Source organism: Vibrio sp. 10N, from assembly GCF_036245475.1.
GTDB lineage: Bacteria > Pseudomonadota > Gammaproteobacteria > Enterobacterales > Vibrionaceae > Vibrio.
In genome coordinates this window covers 1,528,426-1,549,086 of sequence record NZ_BTPM01000001.1, presented here as the reverse complement: position 1 = coordinate 1,549,086, position 20,661 = coordinate 1,528,426, and the positions used below count along the sequence as shown (strand labels likewise).

The 20,661-nt window shown below is 46.2% G+C and carries 18 protein-coding genes; 10 read left to right on the top strand and 8 right to left on the bottom strand.

Features of this window, described 5'->3' with window-relative positions:
* Window positions 1-130: 130 nt before the first annotated feature.
* The 4 genes from tnaA to AAA946_RS07200 all read right to left on the bottom strand — a co-directional run bounded on the left by tnaA (window position 131) and on the right by AAA946_RS07200 (window position 3,837).
* Window positions 131-1,603, bottom strand: a complete 1,473-nt coding sequence (tnaA, locus tag AAA946_RS07210; protein ID WP_338164246.1) for a tryptophanase — start codon at window positions 1,601-1,603, stop codon at window positions 131-133.
* Window positions 1,604-1,865: 262 nt separating this feature from the next.
* Window positions 1,866-1,940, bottom strand: coding sequence for a tryptophanase leader peptide (tnaC, locus tag AAA946_RS24130; protein ID WP_112479975.1), 75 nt, complete (start codon window positions 1,938-1,940; stop codon window positions 1,866-1,868).
* A 267-nt stretch (window positions 1,941-2,207) separates the two neighbouring features.
* On the bottom strand, window positions 2,208-3,314 hold the full coding sequence (locus AAA946_RS07205) for an alpha/beta hydrolase (protein WP_338164245.1): 1,107 nt from the start codon (window positions 3,312-3,314) through the stop codon (window positions 2,208-2,210).
* 157 nt (window positions 3,315-3,471) lie between these two features.
* Window positions 3,472-3,837, bottom strand: coding sequence for a DUF333 domain-containing protein (locus tag AAA946_RS07200; RefSeq protein WP_338164244.1), 366 nt, complete (start codon window positions 3,835-3,837; stop codon window positions 3,472-3,474).
* A 280-nt stretch (window positions 3,838-4,117) separates the two neighbouring features.
* Between AAA946_RS07200 and AAA946_RS07195 the strand changes: the two genes are divergently transcribed.
* Both AAA946_RS07195 and AAA946_RS07190 read left to right on the top strand, forming a co-directional pair.
* A complete protein-coding gene (locus tag AAA946_RS07195) occupies window positions 4,118-5,323 on the top strand; it encodes an MFS transporter (RefSeq protein ID WP_338164243.1) in 1,206 nt (401 codons plus the stop codon).
* Between the two features lie 200 nt (window positions 5,324-5,523).
* Window positions 5,524-6,240 carry a DUF3581 domain-containing protein gene (locus AAA946_RS07190; RefSeq protein WP_338164242.1) on the top strand — a complete coding sequence of 239 codons (717 nt, stop codon included), beginning with the start codon at window positions 5,524-5,526 and terminating at the stop codon, window positions 6,238-6,240.
* A gap of 77 nt (window positions 6,241-6,317) precedes the next feature.
* Here AAA946_RS07190 and AAA946_RS07185 read toward each other — a convergent pair whose 3' ends face one another.
* Together AAA946_RS07185 and ydiJ are read right to left on the bottom strand one after the other, a co-directional pair.
* A complete protein-coding gene (locus AAA946_RS07185; RefSeq protein WP_338164241.1) occupies window positions 6,318-6,782 on the bottom strand; it encodes a methyltransferase family protein in 465 nt (154 codons plus the stop codon).
* 65 nt (window positions 6,783-6,847) lie between these two features.
* Window positions 6,848-9,886 carry a D-2-hydroxyglutarate dehydrogenase YdiJ gene (gene ydiJ / locus AAA946_RS07180; RefSeq protein WP_338164240.1) on the bottom strand — a complete coding sequence of 1,013 codons (3,039 nt, stop codon included), beginning with the start codon at window positions 9,884-9,886 and terminating at the stop codon, window positions 6,848-6,850.
* Window positions 9,887-10,159: 273 nt separating this feature from the next.
* Between ydiJ and AAA946_RS07175 the strand changes: the two genes are divergently transcribed.
* From AAA946_RS07175 to AAA946_RS07150, 6 genes are all read left to right on the top strand, one after another.
* Complete coding sequence (locus AAA946_RS07175; protein WP_338164239.1) at window positions 10,160-10,840, top strand: DUF3334 family protein; 681 nt, start codon at window positions 10,160-10,162, stop codon at window positions 10,838-10,840.
* A 189-nt stretch (window positions 10,841-11,029) separates the two neighbouring features.
* Window positions 11,030-11,713: a DUF2786 domain-containing protein gene (locus AAA946_RS07170; protein ID WP_338164238.1), complete on the top strand. Its 684-nt coding sequence runs from the start codon at window positions 11,030-11,032 to the stop codon at window positions 11,711-11,713.
* Window positions 11,714-11,770: 57 nt separating this feature from the next.
* Window positions 11,771-12,796, top strand: a complete 1,026-nt coding sequence (locus AAA946_RS07165) for a hypothetical protein (protein WP_338164237.1) — start codon at window positions 11,771-11,773, stop codon at window positions 12,794-12,796.
* Window positions 12,797-12,959: 163 nt separating this feature from the next.
* A complete protein-coding gene (locus AAA946_RS07160; protein ID WP_042498447.1) occupies window positions 12,960-13,148 on the top strand; it encodes a hypothetical protein in 189 nt (62 codons plus the stop codon).
* Between the two features lie 332 nt (window positions 13,149-13,480).
* The gene (locus AAA946_RS07155; RefSeq protein ID WP_338164236.1) at window positions 13,481-13,882 is read left to right on the top strand and encodes a hypothetical protein; all 402 of its coding nucleotides are present in this window, start codon (window positions 13,481-13,483) and stop codon (window positions 13,880-13,882) included.
* Window positions 13,883-14,212: 330 nt separating this feature from the next.
* Window positions 14,213-15,319 (top strand): phosphoribosylaminoimidazolesuccinocarboxamide synthase, encoded by a 1,107-nt coding sequence (locus AAA946_RS07150; protein WP_338165791.1) that lies wholly within the window; start codon window positions 14,213-14,215, stop codon window positions 15,317-15,319.
* A 62-nt stretch (window positions 15,320-15,381) separates the two neighbouring features.
* Here AAA946_RS07150 and AAA946_RS07145 read toward each other — a convergent pair whose 3' ends face one another.
* A complete protein-coding gene (locus tag AAA946_RS07145) occupies window positions 15,382-15,768 on the bottom strand; it encodes a transporter (protein ID WP_112461666.1) in 387 nt (128 codons plus the stop codon).
* Between the two features lie 230 nt (window positions 15,769-15,998).
* Window positions 15,999-18,350: a helicase-related protein gene (locus AAA946_RS07140; protein ID WP_338164235.1), complete on the bottom strand. Its 2,352-nt coding sequence runs from the start codon at window positions 18,348-18,350 to the stop codon at window positions 15,999-16,001.
* A 209-nt stretch (window positions 18,351-18,559) separates the two neighbouring features.
* On the opposite strand from AAA946_RS07140, the gene AAA946_RS07135 reads away from it, so the two are divergent.
* Both AAA946_RS07135 and AAA946_RS07130 read left to right on the top strand, forming a co-directional pair.
* Window positions 18,560-20,248 carry an NAD-dependent malic enzyme gene (locus AAA946_RS07135; protein WP_042498437.1) on the top strand — a complete coding sequence of 563 codons (1,689 nt, stop codon included), beginning with the start codon at window positions 18,560-18,562 and terminating at the stop codon, window positions 20,246-20,248.
* An 88-nt stretch (window positions 20,249-20,336) separates the two neighbouring features.
* The gene (locus tag AAA946_RS07130) at window positions 20,337-20,660 is read left to right on the top strand and encodes a DUF3392 domain-containing protein (protein ID WP_338164234.1); all 324 of its coding nucleotides are present in this window, start codon (window positions 20,337-20,339) and stop codon (window positions 20,658-20,660) included.
* Window position 20,661: the final 1 nt, after the last annotated feature.

Genomic DNA, 20,661 nt, shown 5'->3' with positions numbered 1-20,661 from the left:
TTCATCATTCTGCTCTCTTTAATTCACGTTATTGGATTAGGGTGATTAATCGTTATTATTTTTGTATTTTTTATTCTGTTGTTTTTTGAAAAAAAGAACGCAGCTCAACAGCTGCGTTCTTTAGGTGTGACTAGGCTTCTTCGAGTTGTTTCTCTTCAGCCTTTTGAGCTTCGCCCTTTACGGCCACTTCGACCTCTTTCAGTCTGGCAGTAAAGTGACGTAACACCTCAGGCTCATAAGTAAAGTCCAGCCCTTTCACTTTGTGTGCATTGGCTTTTACTTTCTCAAACGCTTCGATGACGAAATCCATGTGTGTTTGCGTGTAAGTGGCGCGAGGAATCGTTAAGCGAAGTAACTCGGCTGGACAAGGGTGCTGTTTGCCCGTTGCTGGATCGCGACCTAGCAATAATGAACCAATCTCAACGGCGCGAATACCCGCAACTTTATACAGCTCACATGCCAGTGCGTGTGCTGGGAATTGATCTGCTGGAATATGAGGAAGAAGCTTACCAGCATCGACAAACGCCGCGTGGCCACCCGCTTGTTGACAAACCACACCAATCGCTTCTAATCCATCAACCAAGTATTGAACTTGATTAATGCGGTACTCTAGCCAGTCTTGACGCATACCGTCATACAGACCAACAGCAAGACGCTCCATCGCACCACCTTCTAGACCGCCATACGTAGGGAAGCCCTCTTGAACCACACACAAGGTGCGACATTCGGTATAGACATCCATAAAAGATTCGTCTTTAAAGCAAAGTAGACCGCCCATCTGCACCATCGCGTCTTTTTTCGCTGACATCGCCAAGCCATCTGCGTACTTGTAGGATTCACGCGTGATTTGTTCAATAGTCCAGTCTTGGTATCCCGGTTCACGCTGCTGAACAAAGTAGGCATTTTCTGCGTAACGAGCAGAATCCATAATCACAGGGATGTCATACTTCTGAGCAATCTCATACACCGCTTTTAAGTTAGCGATTGAAACTGGTTGGCCACCCGCAGAGTTACAGGTAATGGTGCTAACAATATAAGGCACGTTTGCTGGACCAGCCTCAATGATTGCTTGCTCTAGCTTCTCTAAATCAAAGTTGCCTTTAAAGTCAGCATTTACAGCAGTATCGAACGCATCTTTGGTGTACACGTTTTTCGCCACACAGCAGTTCACTTGTGTGTGACCTTGAGTGGTATCGAAGAAGTAGTTAGACAGCGCTACCATCTTACTGCGATCAAGCCCTTTCTCTTTTTCACGCTTTTTGATAAGCACAGGAATGTAGATTTGCTCTGCGCCACGACCTTGGTGAGTTGGAATCGTTAACTCATAACCAAAAATGTCTTTCACAGCGTTGGATAATGCATAGTAGCTACGGCTACCGCTGTACGCTTCATCACCACGCAGCATTGCCGCTTGCATTTCTTGCGTGATCGAACCAGTACCACTGTCAGTCAGTAAGTCGATAAATACATCTTCACTATCTAATAGGAAAGGGTTCATTCCTGCTTTAATAATTGCTTGCTCACGATATTCACGCGTAGTACGTTTTACTGGCTCAACAACACGAATGCGGAATGGTTCTGGTAGGTGTTTGAAGTTTTCCATTATTTTTACCCAATATATTTATTTACCTTCATACAAGTTTTATTTAATATTTCTTGCGTAGATAAATTTAATTACAGATAACCCTATCTAGAAAATATATCCAGATACGATTGAATTTAGTTTGTTTATTATTTGAAGCTGCCGAACCAATCAATGCCTTGCAACACGGTACGGAACGAGTCCAAATACTCATTAAGTTGCAGTCAGCTAGGCGCTGGCAGACAGGCGCTGGCAGACAGGCGCACTGGACGGTGCGAGAGGGTTATCTCGAAGGGAAAAAGAAAGCGATTTTGTAGTCTAGCGTGAACCAACTACTAATTATGTTGAACTTATTCATTGATTTACCTACTTGCAATATTCAACGACTCTAATCTCAAAGTTATTTCTAAACAAAAAGCTATCGAACTAACTAAGTGTATTATCTATAACTTATCTTACATGTCATTACTATAGGATATAATTTGAGAACTCGCTAACAAAAAAGTTGAATGTTCTTTAATTCAACTTTGCTTGTAAAACAATATTTTGAAGCAGATCAACACAGCGTACTAGTTAATAAAAGCGCACGGATTACCCTTTATAAATCCATCATAGATTTATGACGTTATTTGCTGTTCAGAGGTACCCTAGCCGATTCCATAAACGCCACCACCCTTTCCATCATGGCGTCAAAATACGGATTCCAACTCAAACGTGCACTCACTCGATCTTCTTTAAGCAGTCCCCATGCTGTATAGGTCAGAGTCGGCATACCAACGCAGTCCACGGTGTACACTTCCCCTTCTTGCGCTCCACCACATTGGCGCATCAAGCCTCTTTCACCATACAAAGGGTTATCAGCACGATAAAGCACAGAAATGTGGGAGCCGCTTTCAATACTCTGCTCGGGCAGCGCCATGGTTCTCTTAATCACACGAGCATCTGGATAGGGCTTTTCTCCATACCAAACTAGGCGGCTGCTTGGGTGGACAAACTCTGTTCTAAACAACGAGTACACTGCCTCGGTGTCGATAAGCTCATCATTTTCCGTCACCATAAGTAATGCCGGAACGCTGAGCTGATATTGCTGCAAATCGTGCTTAACCAGTGTCGTCGTTTGGTAGTACAACGCGGCACCATGCATCGCTAATGAGTCATAGCGCGTATAGTTTTGTTCTTTGGCAACATTGACCCAATCGACGAAGACACTGGCTGCGCCTGCAAATCGAACCACAACATCATCGGGGCTAAACGCAGGTGAAAACAAGACGATACCACTCACATCATCGGGCCGCTGCGCCGCATAAGAGGTGATCAAGTTAGTCCCTGTTGAAAACCCGCCTAACCAGATATCGTCGACTTCACCACGCAAAATAGCGACCTGATTAGCAACCGCCTTTTGCCAATCTTCGACACTTGGCTGCATTAAGTCCGCAGGACGTGAGCCGTGCCCTGGCAGTAGCATCACATGCACCAAATAGCCTTTTTCGGCAAGTACTGGCGCGATATCGATAAAGGAATAAGGAGAATCACCTAATCCATGAACCAGCAAAACACCCTGCCCGTTTGGTTGTTTCGGTACTAACTTGTATGGGCTGACCGCCTTCATCTCCGCATCATAGCCCGCACCATGAAATACTCGGGTTTCGTCAAGCCATTGCGCGGTTTGCTCGAGATAGTGTTCAAAGTTAGACTGGTTATAAGGGGCGAGAGAGCCAGATGTTGTATACATTTCTGGCTCATGTTCGATGATAGGGTTCGTACACCCGGTTAGGCCCAAGGTGTAAAAAGCGCAAGTGCCGAAAAGAGTGGCACTGCTAAAACGCATACTTTGAATAGTCGCAACTCTAAAACGCATACTTTGAATAGTCGCAACTCTAAAACTCAGTTTAGCCACCCGCGCCACTCATTTGATGGTCTCGAAAATACTCTTCGGCATCCATGACCTTACCATCGGGTAGAGCACATTGTTTGCTATCTGCAATGTAACCGCCACCTGTCGCTTCACAAAAGCGAGCTGCACTATCAGCACCTTGCTGGTGATGTGCACGAAAGTACTCCCATGCGTCGACCTTTTCACCGGAAGACAACGTACAGGTTCCGGTTTGCAAATCATAAGCACCGTGTTCTTCACAATACACTGCCGCAGGGTTCGCCATGCCAACCGGCTCTGGCTCAGATTTAGCACATCCCATCAAAGCGACTGGCGCGATGGATGCCCATAAAAAATACGAGATCAGGTTTCCACCTTTCATAGCGATTCTCCTTTGTTGCTACATTCCTTTCTGGCAATGATTCAAATGCAAAGATAACACTTGCTTGCGTCTAATAAACTTAGATGAACATGTAAGAAGTGCAACAGATCACTGACTTATTGATACTCGACCACTAATGCCACTGGTTCTAGTTCGAAATATTAATCTAACAAGGTAACACATCTTCGAATGTGAGAAGGTAACTCAGAGTATGTTACTTGTATCTCAAGCTGGATACTTGAAAATTCATGAGTAAATTATTAGTAGAAGGTCACAGCTTATGAAAGGTGTTCGTTTATGGCATTTTGCCCAGGCTTCACTTGGGATTGTACAATGGGTAGGCATTGCTATTTTGCTTAATCCTATCATCATTGAAAGAACCGCCAGCGGCGCTTTGCTTGGTCAAGTGATGGCTTTGATTGGGGGCGCGGGTTTGCTCGCTCCACTCATCGGTGGCTTGGCCGATAAGTTCTCCTGTCATCGAATATTCCAGCGCCTCGCTCTGTTAACCCACTTTATCGCGCTATTGACCCTCTACTTTGCTGAAACCTCTACCACTATTTACTGGATTGTCGGTGCCTTAATTGGCGTCGGTAGTGTCGCTCTGTTGGTACTTAACCCTACCTTTGTCATTGCATCGAGCAAGAATCAACAGCAGGAAGGGCGCGGCCTCGCAAGTCTCTACCAATGCCAATTTTTCGGCATTGTTGTGACAGGTTTATTGGTCGCTCTCGCCGACTGGATGTCGGTGAGCAGCACTGATCAGCTGCTGATTCTAATGGCACTTGTTCTTATAGTTCTAGTTATGGTGACAATTGCACCGCCACCAGCCGTTGAAAGCGAGACTCTACAAGCTGAAACGACGGATGTGGAACACGCAAGCACTAGCAGCACCAAAAAGGCGATGCCTTGGTTTCTGTTCTTGTTGGCGGTATTTTTCTCGATGTTTCTTTCTTCCAACCTTATGGAACTCGGGCCGCTGCTTATAAAAGAGGTGTACCACGTAGAGATTGGTAACTCGGCACTTGGCATGGCCGTTTCCGCGGTGATCAGTATCTTCATGCTTGAATCTGCGGGCCGCTGGATGCAAAAAAGTGGTCCATTTATGGTTTGGTATGCCGCGCAAGCGATGTATTTAGTGGTTGGTTCAATTTTCTGGTTAACCGCAGGTCACGATGTTAATGCCCTATTACCCATCGCTTTACTTGTTGTGCTAATGCAAGCGATGTCTTGGAATGACATGATCATCCCTGCTATCGCTGGAAGACTGAGCCCGAACTCACCGGCGTTAACTCAAGGTTTGTTGATGCTTTGTATGGCTGGCGGCTTTGGCATAGGTGCGATGTTGGCGGGTATGTCTATCGACCTGTTTGGTTATGCTTCTGTGTTTACGCTGTCTTTAGGTGGCATTGTTGTCGCACTGCTGTGCATCGCGGTGTTGGTAATGATTTCCAAGCCTGCCCCATCAGAAACCGCCTCCGCATAATCCTAATTTATGTGCATAGCTAGGAGGCGCAACAGTCGCCTCCTAGCTTTATTCCAACAGTTATTCACCAAAAAATGAGTACTGTGCCTCAAACAACCAACTTAACCCCGCCAATTCTAAGTAAAATTTCCACTGGATGAACCAGTAGAATGAAATATTCATATATAATCGCCAGCAATTGAGTTAAACCTAAGAGTATTATGTTTCTAGCACCATACGTATCAACCAACAACGATCAGTTTGAGTTCACCCGTCAACAAGCAAGCCATTTCGCAAAAAAGGTCGCAGGTGACTTCAACCCTATTCATGACGAAGATAACAAGCGCTTCTGTGTACCAGGGGACCTGCTATTCGCAGTGTTACTTCAAAAAGAAGGCATCAGCCAGAAAATGCGCTTTGATTTCTCTGGTATGGTGGGTGACGGCGTTGCCTTGAATGTAATCGAGAAAGGCGCGCATGAGAGCGCACTTGTTGATACGGCTGGAAAAGAATACTTGCAGATGACTCACAGCGGTGAAGTAAGTCATGACAGTGCGTTCATTGAGCACGTTGTGACCAATTACGTGCAGTTCTCTGGAATGAATTTCCCGCACATTATGGTTCCTTTGATGGAACAAGAGCAAATGATGATCAACTGCCAGCGCCCATTGGTCATTTACGAAAGCATGGAAGTAGAATTCGAACGTTTGGATCTACAGCATCCAGAGGTCGAGTTTACCGGCGCGACGTTCGATGTCGAAGGCAAGCGTGGCGTGGTAACTCTCAACTTCGCGTTTAAAGAAGACGGTGCCGTTGTCGGCAAAGGCATTAAACGCATGGTTGCGAGCGGCCTAAAACCATACGATACCGATGCAGTCGATGATCTCGTTTCCCGCTTTAATGAGCGTAAAGCTTACTTTCTAGAACAGCTAAGCTAAAAGATTTCAATCGTATACCCAAAAGCCCCGCCATAAGTGACGGGGCTTTTTAGTTTGTTCAGCGGATGTCACCTACATCATATCCAGCGTCTTACTTTCGCTTTATATTGGCGATAGTCTTCTCCAAACATCGATTCAAGGATCCGCTCTTCTGGTTTGATTTGGAATCGATTCATATAAGGGATGAACAGCCAACATAACGTCAGCGCTAAACCATCTTCGAGCCAAAACCCCCAACTAAGCAGTAATGTAAACAGAGCCAAGTACATGGGGTTGCGGGTTTTCGAAAAGATACCACTGTCCACTACACAGCTGGCTTTATTCGGCTTGGTAGGATCGACGGTCGTTTTAGCTCGCCTAAACTCGACCACGCCAGACACGCCAACAATACCGCTAAGAATAAATAGCCCCAACGCCCACACAGTTTTGAGTGGAATGTAGGTGTACAGCCAACCATTGTCGTACCATGCAATAAAGTACATCAAAGCAGCAATGATCAGAAAAACCAAAACCGGTGGAACTTTAAGCTCTAACGCCTTCAATATCGACTCCTTGATGTTACTCAAACACCTAAAAAAAGCGTCCCATAGGACGCTTTAAGAAATGACTAACTCATAAGTTGCAGCACCGCTTGCAACGGATGTTGTGTGGCAGTCTGCTCAAAACGCTTCACTTGACTTCGACACGAATAGCCAGTGATCAAACAGCGTTCTTTGGGGAGCTTATCCATATTTGGTCCCCAACTTAAGCCATATATGTCTTTCGACATTTGTAACTTATCCGATTCGTGACCAAAGGTGCCCGCCATACCACAGCAACCGACCGGAACTGTCGTCAAGCGACCACCAAAGTGTTGGAATATTGCGCCCCACTCTTTCTCCGCATTTGGCATTTTAGTTTTCTCGGTACAGTGAGCAAATAGATACCAGTCCGCCTCATCTACCCCGTGACTAGGCTCAATGTTCACAAGCATTGGTGTTAACCACTCATGTACGGTGAGTACATCAAATTCGCCTCGTGATTCACCTAGGATTTCCATGTATTCATCGCGATAACAAAGCACCAACGCTGGATCAACACCTACCAATGGTATCTCTAGGGCAGCGACTTGAGTAAGAAAATCTGCTGTATTTTGGGCAGACTTCGCAAACTGCGCCAAAAAGCCTTTGATATGACTTGCCTTACCATTGGGCTTAAACGGCAACATCACCGGTTTTTTACCCAACTTTAAAATCAGTTTGGCGAAATCTTCCACCACTTGCGCATCATAAAAACTGGTGAATGGGTCTTGAACAATGCACACATAATCCTGACGCTGCGCTGCAGGAATAGCTTGAAGTTGCTCGAGGTTGAACTCAGAAACTGGCTGATGCTTGATGCGAGTTTTGAGTGTCGGTACCGACAACAAAGGGGCATCGATATAACCCACAGACTTTTCGGTGAGCTTCTGCACCAAGGGTTGTTTCAACGCAAAATTGACAACTTTTGGCGCTTTCGCCATGTAAGGCAGCAATGTCTCGATATTCGCGACCAAATAATCTTTGGCAGGGCGCTGATAGCGAGTGTAATACAAGTTTAAGAAGCGAGCTCTAAAGCTAGGGACGTCAACTTTGATTGGGCATTGGCTAGCACACGCTTTACACGCCAAACAGCCATTCATCGCTTCGTACACTTCATGAGAAAAGTCATACTCATGGCGCTTATTAAACGTATTGCGCCACTTTTCAATCAGGCCTTTCGCACTTGAAGACTGTTTGGTCGCGTTCTCAAGCTCTATGACATCGAACCCCTGCTCTGACAACTGTCGTAACCACTCTCGTACCAATCCAGCTCGCCCTTTTGGCGAGTGGCGACGATCTGCTGTAACCTTCAGAGAAGGGCACATAGGAGAGGCGGTGTCGTAGTTGAAGCACAAACCATTGCCATTACATTCCATTGCTTGGGAAAAGCTATCTCGTACTTGAACCGGAATTTGGCGATCGTAGGTTCCGCGTTTGACATCAGACACTTTCACTAGCTCGTCGTTACTTTCTAGTGGAGTACAAATCTTACCTGGGTTCATCTTATTGAGTGGATCACAAGCGGACTTAATACGGCGCAGTTCGTTAAACAACTGGTCACCGAAAAACTCAGGGCCGTACTCAGAGCGGAAGCCTTTGCCATGCTCGCCCCACATTAAGCCGCCATATTTTGCAACTAACGCCACGACTTCATCGGAGATCTGATGCATGAGTGCTTCTTGAGTCGGGTCGCACATATCCAATGCTGGCCTTACATGCAATACACCCGCATCTACGTGACCAAACATACCATAGTTAAGGTTGTGGCCATCAAGCAAGGTACGAAAATCCGCTATAAAATCAGCAAGGTTTTCCGGCGGCACACAGGTATCTTCTGCAAAGGCAATGGGCTTCGCGCTCCCCTTCACTGCTCCAAGAAGACCGACGGCTTTTTTGCGCATGTTATAAATACGGCTAATACTCGAGACATCATTAGTAATTTGATAACCAATAATGCCGTCTTGTTCGGTTTTCAGTTTCTCATCGAGACTATTCGTCAGCGCTTTGACTGCGCGCGCCACTTCTTCCTCATCTTGCCCTGCGTACTCAACCATATTGAGGCCCTGCATTTCTTTACCAGGAACATCACTGATCAAGTCGCTAACGGTGTGCCAAACAATATCTTGCTTAGCAAGATTAAGAACTCTTGAGTCTACCGTTTCCACAGACAGAGCGTTGGCTTCCACCATAAATGGTGCGTTACGCAGCGCCGAATCAAAGCTGTTGTACTTAACATTGATGAGCGTTCGCGCTTTGGGGATTGGCGTAAGATTAAGCTTCGCTTCGGTAATGAATGCCAAGGAGCCCTCGGCGCCACAGAGGATACGGGTAAAATCAAACTCATCGGTTTGTGGTTGGTAAGCGTTTTTTAAATCGTATCCGGTCAGAAAGCGGTTAAGGGGGGGAAACTTTTCATCAATAAGAGCACGCTGTGACTGACACACCAACTTACTCACATCCAGTGCTTGTTCAGCAAAACTCCCCGTTACCAACAGCGCTCCTGAGCCATCACTTTCTAAAACCGAGCCATCAGCAAATACCGCTTGCAAAGAGAGCACATGATCAGACGTTTTACCGTATTTCAGCGATCCTTGACCAGAGGCATCGGTATTCACCATACCGCCTAATGTGGCGCGATTACTGGTGGAAAGATCCGGAGAAAAGAAAAAACCGTGCGGACGCACCGCGTCGTTAAGGGCGTCCTTAACGATACCAGTTTGTACCCTTACCCAACCTTCATCTTCGTTGATTTCGAGTACCTTGTTCATATGGCGGGACAAATCAACCACCACACCCGAAGTCAGCGACTGGCCATTAGTGCCCGTACCGCCGCCCCGTGGCGAAAAGGTCACCGAGCTAAACTTATCTTGATTAGCCAGTTGGCCTATCAACTGAACATCTTGGGTTGTTCTTGGATGAATAACCGCTTGTGGCAACTTTTGATAAACACTGTTATCGGTAGCCACAGCCAAACGGCTGGAGTACTGAGTTTCAACATCGCCGCTAAAGCCACTTGCTTCTAGCTGCTGAAGGAACACCTGCACGGTGGGATGAATATCGGTTTGAGTATCTAATCTTGGTAACATTTAGCTTCCTGCCCCTTAAGTCTGCCGATCCACTCAGCAAAGGAGTAAATTATATGAATGCTTTCGTAGTAGCCGTGTGACGAACCATTAATAACGTCTTATACGTTGCTGAAAGCACATCGATTTTACTTATCCCGTCACTTTACAACAACTAAAAGTGTGATCAAATCGGAAACTCATAACCAACCACCCTGTTTTATGCCTTTTCAATAACTAAGCTTCATGACACACTTCTAAACCTATGGAAGACATCATTACATCAAGCGGTTCCCAATGAAAAAAACAAAAGTAATCACTACAGAAGATATTCTGCTCAAACTCTGTCAGTCGGTCTCTACCGTCCTAACCTCAGCGACACAATCGAGTGTCACCTATTCAGCGATGGTGCAGAAGATAACAAAAACCACACTAAAGCCTGACTACGGCTGTTTTGTTTTATTCGATGGCGGATTTTCTGGATTGGTGGTGATTAACTTTACCTCTAAAGCGGCGCTTGAGCTTTATACCAACTACATGCGCAACATGGGCATGCCTGAAGAAGAGCTCGCGATTCACCACAACTCAGACGAAGTGGGCGATGTACTGGGCGAGCTGATGAACCAACTTGTCGGTGACTTCACCAACAAGGTACGTAAAGAGCTACAAACCAACATTACTCAAAACCAACCGAAAATGTTGTCTATCAACAAGCAAGTCGTTTTATCGGTCGACACCAATCTAGAGCGCCCTCAAGCACGCCGTGTGACGTTCTCCACCGAAAACAACAACATTTTCTATCTTGAGTTTGCAATGGATAAAACCGAATTCATCCAAATGGAAGAGTTTGAAGTCCAGCCGGACGAATGCCCAGACGCAATTATTGAACAAGCGCGCTCCAAGCAAGCGGAGAAAGACGCGTCAAAATCAGAAACGGTTGACAACAGTCAAGACTTGCTCGACGAACTCGGTATTTAAGTCTCCGGCTTCCTTGATTGTATGCCCAAGTGACTCCCTGTTACTTGGGCGACCCGCTCAGTAAGAATCTCCCTCTCTCCCCATTTCATCAACGTACCCTCTGGCTATGATGCTCTTCCCCTTTCGCACAAAAGTCGCTAAAATAAGCGCCCGTTTTTTCTTCCGCGGTATAGAGATTTCAGATTGTCGATGGATAAACAAAAAGCCCTTAAAAAGATTGCTAAGTGCCTAGAGCTTGGCAACTCTGCAAACGTCAATGAAGCAGCAAACGCCATCAAAATGGCGCATAGACTGATGCTTAAGTATGGCCTCGATAAAGACGATATCGAGTTCATTAAAATGGGCAAAACACAATCGACACATCTACTGCCAACTACCATCAGTTCTACGCTACTCCGCGTTATTCGCGGTATTAACACTAAGTTTGGTGTTGAAGCGGTGTTACTGAACCACAAAGGCCTTAAGCGCGTCGAGTTTATTGGTGAGGCCGATCGCGCCATTTTCGCCGCATTCGCGTTTGATATTATCTACCGTGAAATGAATGAACATACAGGTCAGTTCCGCAATAGCTTTGCAGGCTCTGGCACTGCGAATACCGAAGTGACGCGACGCGTGAATTCATTTGTCTCTGGCTGGATTGAAGGCGCGCTTGAAAAGCTTCCTGTTATCGCACCGGATGATGAGTCCACTAATAAGATCAATAACTACATCGATAAAGAGTTCAAAAACATCGATCGCGAAACCTTCAAGCAGCAGCTCAAAGAAGCGATGAAAAACATCACCGCCGACTACGAAGTGGGATTGAAAAAAGGTCGTAAGATCTCAGTAAACCGCCCTATCGATGGTGCCCAAGCGCCAAAACTGCTTAAATAAACCTCCCAGTTCACCAGCGCGACCATCACGGTTGCGCCTATCCGGAGTGTACCTTTGATGCCAAGACGCTTACTTAAAGTTGTATGTTACGTGCTGCTTTCCTGTGCTTGGTTTTCCGCTCCGGCGTGGTCTTCGCTTTCCCACCTTGAACAGCAAGCCAATCTCAACAACGCTGATGCCCAGTATCAGTTGGGACTCGCTTATGAAACAGGTGAAGGAGTCAAACGCGACCTTGGTAAAGCCACGTATTGGTATCAGCAAGCCAGTGAAAACAATCACGTTGCAGCGACCTTCAATTACGCGCAAGCGTTAGAGTTTGGTCGTGGCGTACAAGCCAATCCCGCGAAAGCCTTACTACTGTATACTAAACTGGCGGTAAACGGTGATGCAACGGCATTAGGGAAAGTCGCTAAACTCTATCAACAAGGTTCACCTGAGATTGCAGACGAAGACCAAGCCGTACTTTGGTACTCGCTCGCTAAAGATGCTTCTGACAGCTACCAAGATGCCTACGAGGAGGCTCTGCAAGCACAATACAATGCACAGCAATTGCGACAAATCGAGGCACTTAAACAGCAAGAGCAAGCAAACCAGCAAAATACAAGTTCTACTAATACCACAGCTTTGCTAGAAGGCGATTCCGGATTCAGCGGCTGGTTACATCTGGTTTATCTATTTGTCATCGTGGCATTGGTGGCCCTATTATCCTATCGACACCGCCAAGCTCAGGCGCTTGAACAAACCCAAACAATCAGCACCAATCATCAGAACGCGACAGAACAGTTGCAGAGCCAACTTAACAAGCAGCAGCTTTATATTCAGCAGTTGCAGCGCCAACTCAAACTCGCCAATGATCAAATGCGCACAGCCCCACCTACTGCACAACCTATATCCCCTCTTAGAGACGCCTATTTGCGCTTTGGATTTGAACCGAATCAGCCTTTGAACGCTAAGCAGTTAAAGACTCGCTACAAACAACTGAGCCGCATCTACCATCCAGATGCTCAAGGTAGTGAAGAGGAAATGAAACAGCTTAACCTCGCGTTAAATACACTGACCGCCAACCTTCAGTCCAAGCACTAACGCTATTAAAAACGACTAAAATATAACCAAAAGCGTCTAAGTACGCCTTTTTGAAACATTAATTTAACAAAAGACTTGTTTTTGTGTCATAATAAGTCCCGAAAATAACACCCGTACCGAGTACAACTCCGTACTAACGTACATATAAGGGTGGGGAGTAAACATGTATACATTCACCAAACAAGATATCTGCGATTGGTGCCATGCACCTAGCTTTGTCACCAAACACGAGTACATCGATGGCAAACACCATCATTCATGTGAAAAGTGTTTGAGTTTCGCCATTATGGACGTCAGACAGTTCAATCAAGCAGAAATCGAATTTAGAAATCGAGCAAACGCTCAACAATAACCGCAATGCGCCTCTGCCCTCAGAGGCGTTTTAGTTTCTGCCTCCCAAATACGACGAGCTCAAAGGCTTTCACTTCCCCTTCTTTTCCTAGTTTCGATTTTCTTCTAGTCACATGAACCGTGTTTTTGTACAGGTCGTTTATACAGTAGTTTTTTATGGCCAGTACTGTATAGCGAGAAACCTTTACCAAACATTCCATTCTGTTAGAAAATAAATACCAATAAAAACATGACTTTAAATTCACTTGAAGAATTAGTGCTCAAAAAGTGCTTGATCTTTCCCCTGCAAAAAACTACTGTATATCCATACAACATGTATAAAGGAACAGGGTTATGTTAATCAACAATTCAATGCAGTCTAGATACAATGTTTCACGCTCATACACTTCATTTGACAGTGCGGCTGCACAACGTGGGATCCAGGATGAGATCCTTGAAAAGTTGTCGCAATTAACCTCTAGACCTCAATGGATTTTGTTAACAGCAGAGTGCCCTCGCCCGTCAACAAGCCAAGTTCTGCATTTCCATAAGCTTGGCAATCACATGGTACAAATGAAGCCATCGGCAAGTCTTACCCAGTATCAGGTAGTAGAAAAAGCCATTCGCTCTGGTAATGCCTGTGCCATCATCGCCAATGGCTCATTCACGACTCAGCAGCAAGCGACTTTGAATGCATTAGCACTAGGCCATCAATGTGAAGTGATTTTCCTATCTGGTGAGCATTACCTGCACTAATTCTTAAATTCATCGTCAAGCATCTACGGACTCACTGCCCCTTAGGCGCTTGACGATGGGCCATCATTCGCGTTGTTGTTTATCCTGTTCTTCCTGTACTTAGTTCTATAGCAAGTCACTTATTACCAGTCTGTTACGTAAAGTTTTTCTCTTATCAAAGCGTACTTTTTCATCGATTAACGTTAGTTTAATAACTAATTGCGCAAACGTTTGCTTTTTCTCTGGCAGGATCAAACAGTTCTGGTATGATGCGTGGCAATTATGAGTGATTCCACTCTTCCACTTGTTGTCGCCCAGTATCGCGACTGTAAACCAGATAGGAATGTCTCCATGAGTCTTGCTGATCAAGTTCTAGCCGTAAACGACGATCTCCCAATCCGTACCGATAAGCCTGTACACAGTGGCAAGGTACGTTCTGTCTATTGGTTGACTGAAGAAGATAGCCGCCGCCTAATCAAACAAAAAGGCTACGATGTGGCAGAAGATGCGCCGCTAGCGATTATGGTCATCAGTGACCGTATTTCTGCGTTTGATTGTATTTGGCACGGTGAAGGCGATCTTCGCGGCGTTCCTGGTAAAGGTGCTGCGCTTAACGCCATCTCTAACCACTGGTTCCAACTTTTCAAAGACAACGGCCTCGCTGACAGCCATATTCTTGATATCCCTCACCCATTCGTGTGGATCGTTCAAAAAGCCAAACCGGTAATGATTGAAGCTATCTGCCGTCAATACATCACAGGCTCAATGTGGCGTGCGTATGAAAAAGGTGAACGTGAGTTCTGTGGTATTACCTTGCCAGAGGGTCTAGAGAAAGATTCTAAACTGGATGAAATTCTCATTACACCATCTACAAAAGGCATTTTGCGCGGCATTCCAGGTGTACCAGAAGCCGATGATGTGAACATCACGCGCCAAAACATCAGCGACAACTTCGAAGCGTTTAATTTCTCAAGTGCTAACGACATCGACAGCTACGAAAAGCTATTGAAAGATGGTTTTGGTGTGATTAGCCAAGCCCTTGAAGCAATTGACCAAACGTTTGTTGATACCAAATTTGAGTTTGGCTATGTGACTGACTCTAAAGGCAATGAAAAACTGATCTACATGGATGAAGTTGGTACGCCAGATTCATCACGCATTTGGGACACCAACGCTTATCAGCAAGGTGAGATTGTGGAAAATTCAAAAGAAGGTTTCCGCCAGTTCCTACTTAACCACTTCCCTGATCCAGACATTCTGCTTAACAAAGAGCGTATGCCAGAGCGTGAAGCATTGGCAAAGGACAACGCGCTGCCACTAGAGGCATTGATGGATGTTTCTCGCACCTACACAGGCATTGCTGAAAAAATCACTGGACGCCCAATCACATTGAGCGAGAATCCAAAGCAAGAGATCATTGATATTCTGCGTACTGAATACGATTTGATAGCCGATTAAGCCTCAGTGAAATCATTAATAAAGAGGGGAGCCATGGGCTCCCCTCTTTATATTTTAAATAACTACGCTTGAATTTCCGCGATAAGCACATCATCATCCGGCAGCGCGGTAATTACTGCATTCGCCTTATTCTGTATCTTGCTGATTTGTTCCGGCTCTAGTGAATATGGCATGATGACTTGCAAACGTTCGATATGCTCATCCCTTGCAATACGGATCAACGATACCAAATTAGATTCGTCACTACGGCGGCTAGAGAGCGACTGCAAGGCAATTTGCCATAGACGGCTGTCTGGATCACTGTCTTGCTTCGTTGTCTCTTTCCACGCTTCACCAAACACAGGAGCCACCGAAGCAATAGCTTCGAGGAAAGTCCATTTTTTACTGCACGATTCGCCGAGAAAACTGGTGTAATCAAACTCCACTGGCGATTTTTTATCATCACACATCTTCACTCCCGATTGCAGAATGCTCGCTAATTACTATTATTCATACTCGCTTATATAGCAATGGGATATATAAAAATAGTCTTTTATAGCCATATAACGCATAGAAAAGTGATATAAAAACCCAACTCGCAACATCTCTTGAACATACAAACATCAAACGCCACTCTGTTGTGTAACCTGTTGTGCACTCTATCGTTTCTTATGGTTATTTAATTCGAAGCCCGAACCATTTACCGCAAATCCAACACTCGGCTTGCCTTGCGATATTTGACCCGCCACCCCGACCAAGCAGGCAATTCTTTGCGTCTTGGATCTTCTTTTCGCGAACCAGATTGGTAGCTCACTTCCACCAATTTTCCTTTACCAAAATAATGTACTGACAATGTCAGCCCACTAAGCTGCACAGTTAACGGGTATTTCTCTGCAAAATCTTGGTATTCCCACTCTGGGATCCCTTCAAACTGAAAGTCACTGGCGTCAATCAAGTCAAGATCCTCTTGGTTCTCGACACCGAGCTCAGCCAACTGATGATAGAACCATTGCTCAACGGTGGAAACGGTGCCGCTACCACCTCCCTCTGCTAATCCCAAATCCTGATAGAGCTGCCAATGTTGCATCTGTTGGCTAATTGCGAGTGCAAGCCCTGGAAACAAATGACCGTCAACTATCGCCTTGGTGATCACTTCAAGTGCAGCCTCTCCCTGAGGTTGACCGATACGATGACCGATAGTACGTCCAGCATACACAAAATGCTCGTGGCTAATTAGGCCTTGCTCCGTCTGTTCAGCTTCCCCAGCTTCCCACTGTCCGATTCCTTGTTCCCGCAACATAGCGAGATCCACAGGAATCATGAGCGTCCCTAACGTCATAGTTTGTTTCACACCTCTACCTGGTAGAGAGTGCGTCGACAGCACTAACGCGGCCTCAGAGTGATTTTTCAAACGGCTAGCTCTACCCAGTAAAACTTCGATATGACCATTACCAAAGGCATCGCGCCTGCGCTCACGTCGGACAAACACCAGTTTTGGGTTTGCATTTATCATCTCGGCAAGCCACTGCCCTCTGTCGTAACGAGAAGCCACTTCCAGCGCGGGCAATTCAAAGGCAGCGCGCATTTGATCGGATAACCCTTGCGCCTCACGCAGCGCGTCTGGATCCACAGTAACGCCTGAGTAGCGCCGACCTCGTACCAATCCCACCATCAACTCACCATCACAACCATATCTTTCTTCTTGCTCAAGTCGCTCCAGCACCTCTTCGTTGCTGGTTAGTTGATATAGTCTGCCTGTAGTGCAAATCGCCGCCGTAAGATCAATCATCACCTCTTTTAGCACCCTAGTGGGCATTTTGGTGACCAAATCCGCATAAACAGTATCAATCGGCAATGGAGCAAGTTTGTGGCCGTGAGCTGTAATCCCATTTTGGTCAATCGCACCTAACTCAAGGAGCTGCGCCTTTGCACTGGTGAGGGATTTCTCCGGAATCGAATCAATAAACGACAGTGTTTCAAGACGGTGGCCACATACTGCTGCTGCTAGCATTGGCTCGACGATGGACTCACGCTGGAGTTCTGGGGGCGTAACGGACTCTAGAGCCGCATGTTCTCCATACAAACGCACACAAACGCCATTCATAACGCGTCCTGCTCGTCCTGCACGCTGGGCTGCGCTTGCTTTTGATATATGTGTAAGCATAAGAGTCGTTTGACCGTTACGCTGAACATTACGGCGTTCCAGTCCTGAATCAATCACCAACGCGATATTGGGAATGGTTAACGAGGTTTCTGCTACATTGGTCGCTAGCACCACTTTTTGCTTCGATTGCACTGTCATTGCCAGCGCTCTTTCCTCATCGCTCACCGAAGCATGCAGTGGAGTCACGAGTATATCGCGGCTTTCACAGAGGGCGGCAAGGGTACTTTTCACCTGCTGGATCTCTTTTCTTCCCGGCAAGAAAACCAATACATCGCCTTGAGTTTCTTCCAAGCGCAGTTCGAGCTCTTGTTTGATTCGACTATCAAGATAGCGACTATCTGGAAGCTGGCGACTGTCTTCCCGAAGGTGGGTAACATCGACCTTATATACTCGTCCGCTGGCAACAAGTCGTTTCGCACCGAAATAGTTCGCCAGTTTCTGTCCTTCAATGGTTGCCGAAGTAATAATGGTGCGATGACTCTGTTTTTGTTGCAGCAGAGCGACCAGCAGGTCAGTATCCCAGCGACGTTCATGGAACTCATCCACCACCACGACAGAAAAATCCGCCAGCTGATTTTCAGCAAACCAGCGCAATGCAACACCTGGGGTGACAAACACAATGTTCGAGTCCTCTGAATATCGATTCTCGAGTTTAATCGCGTAACCGACTTTCCCACCCACTTTGTCGCCCAGCGATTCGGCAACAAACTCTGCCAACGACGTACAGGCAATACGCCTAGGCTCAACCACCAGCACCCTGCCCTGCTCCATCGCCCAAATTGGTAGTCTGGTTGATTTGCCGGAGCCGGTCTCTGCTTCAACAATTAGGTGCGAATGAGTGAGTGCGTTTTTAACGTCGTGTTCGATGGCGTCGATAGGTAAGATCATGGATATGTCAGTGGTTTCTCATGTTTGCGCAGAGTATACCCCGAACCATGCCGCAGTTGCAGTGACAGTCGCGCTAAGCGCCGGATTTTTCCCTGATAAATTCTACAATTAGTTAACATTTGCACTTCGCTAACCCACCCTAAATGTGTTAAATTAACGCCCTAATTGTTCCGACTTCCCGAATGACTGTTCCCATATCAGGTAACCTAATGAACAACAACAAACGACCACTCTATATTCCTTACGCAGGCCCTGCGCTTCTTAGCACACCATTGCTCAATAAAGGCAGTGCTTTCACTTCAGAAGAAAGAATGTCCTTCAACCTAGAAGGCCTACTTCCAGAAACCACTGAAACCATTCAAGAGCAAGTGGATCGCGCTTACAAGCAGTACACCAGCTTTGACAATGACATGGATAAGCACATTTACCTGCGTAACATCCAAGACACGAACGAAACCCTTTTCTATCGTTTAGTTCAAAATCACATCACTGAGATGATGCCTATCATCTATACACCAACCGTTGGTGCAGCGTGTGAGAACTTCTCAAACATTTATCGTCGTGGGCGTGGTCTATTTATCTCGTATCCAAACCGTGATCGCATTGATGATCTGCTAAACAACGCTCGTAACCACAACGTAAAAGTTATCGTAGTGACCGATGGTGAGCGTATTCTTGGCCTAGGCGACCAAGGTATCGGTGGTATGGGTATTCCTATCGGTAAACTGGCGCTCTATACCGCTTGTGGTGGTATCAGCCCTGCTTACACGCTACCTATCGTTCTTGATGTGGGCACCAACAACCCGCAGCGTCTTGCTGACCCTATGTACATGGGCTGGCGTCACCCACGAATTACGGGTGATGAATACCGTGCGTTTGTTGAAGACTTTATCCAAGCCGTTCAGCGTCGCTGGCCTGATGCACTCGTTCAGTTTGAAGACTTCGCACAGAAAAATGCTATGCCACTTCTTGAGCGTTACAAAGATCGTATCTGCTGCTTCAACGATGACATTCAAGGTACGGCAGCCGTAACCGTAGGTTCACTGCTTGCGGCCTGTAAGGCAGCGGGAAGCAAACTCTCTGAGCAGCGCGTTACCTTCTTAGGTGCAGGTTCTGCTGGCTGTGGTATTGCAGAAGCTATCGTCGCGCAAATGGTGTCTGAAGGTATCAGCGATGAGCAGGCTCGCTCACAAGTGTTCATGGTTGACCGTTGGGGTCTGCTGCAAGAAGGCATGCCAAACCTGCTCGACTTTCAGCAGCGTTTAGTGCAAAAGCACAGCCACACGCAAAACTGGGAATCAGATAATTCAGGTTTCTCACTGCATGATGTGATTAAGAACGCGAAGCCAACCGTTCTTATCGGCGTTTCAGGCGCACCAGGCCTGTTTAGCAAAGAGATCATCCAAGAGATGCACCAGCACTGCGAACGTCCTATCGTGTTCCCACTATCGAACCCGACGAGCCGCGTTGAAGCGACGCCAAACGACATTCTGCGTTGGACTCAAGGCCAAGCATTGGTTGCAACGGGTAGCCCATTTGACCCTGTTGTTGTCGAGGGCAAAACTTACCCAATCGCACAGTGTAACAACAGCTACATTTTCCCAGGCATCGGTCTGGGCGTATTAGCAGCACAAGCTTCTCGCGTTACCGATGAAATGCTAATGGAATCAAGCCGTGCACTTGCTGAATGCTCACCACTGGCACAAAAAGGCTCTGGTCAGCTATTGCCGCCTCTAGAAGAGATCCACTTGGTATCAAAACGTATTGCTTACGCTGTTGCTAAAAAAGCGATTGAGCAAGGTGTCGCGAAAGAGTGCACTGACGAGACACTGCTAAAAGCTATTGAAGAGAACTTCTGGCAGCCTGTGTATCGCAAATATAAGCGTTCGGCGTTCTAACCGGAATCAATGTCACACAAAGGCTCTTGTTATCAAGAGCCTTTTTTTTGTCTAATTGAGCGCTCAGAACACGAAAAGGAACCCAATTATGTTTGATGTCTTTGCGCCTGGTGGACAGTTTATTTCACCTTATCTTCTGGAAATTGCTACCGCTTTAGTCGCTTGCACGCTAGTCGTGCTCGGCGCCGACATTAATCGTTTGATGCGTAACGCATTACGTGATACTAATTTCGTAATTCGAACAGTCTGTTTTATACTTCTTAACGCATTTGGTTATGGATTGATCATCATTAAAGCCACACCAGTGTTAAAGAATACACTCAACAACATCGAACCGGGTTTGATGTTCTCTATTGTGGTTTTAAGCTTTATAGGTATCGGCATTTGGGCTCAAAGGAATCGACAGATTTAGT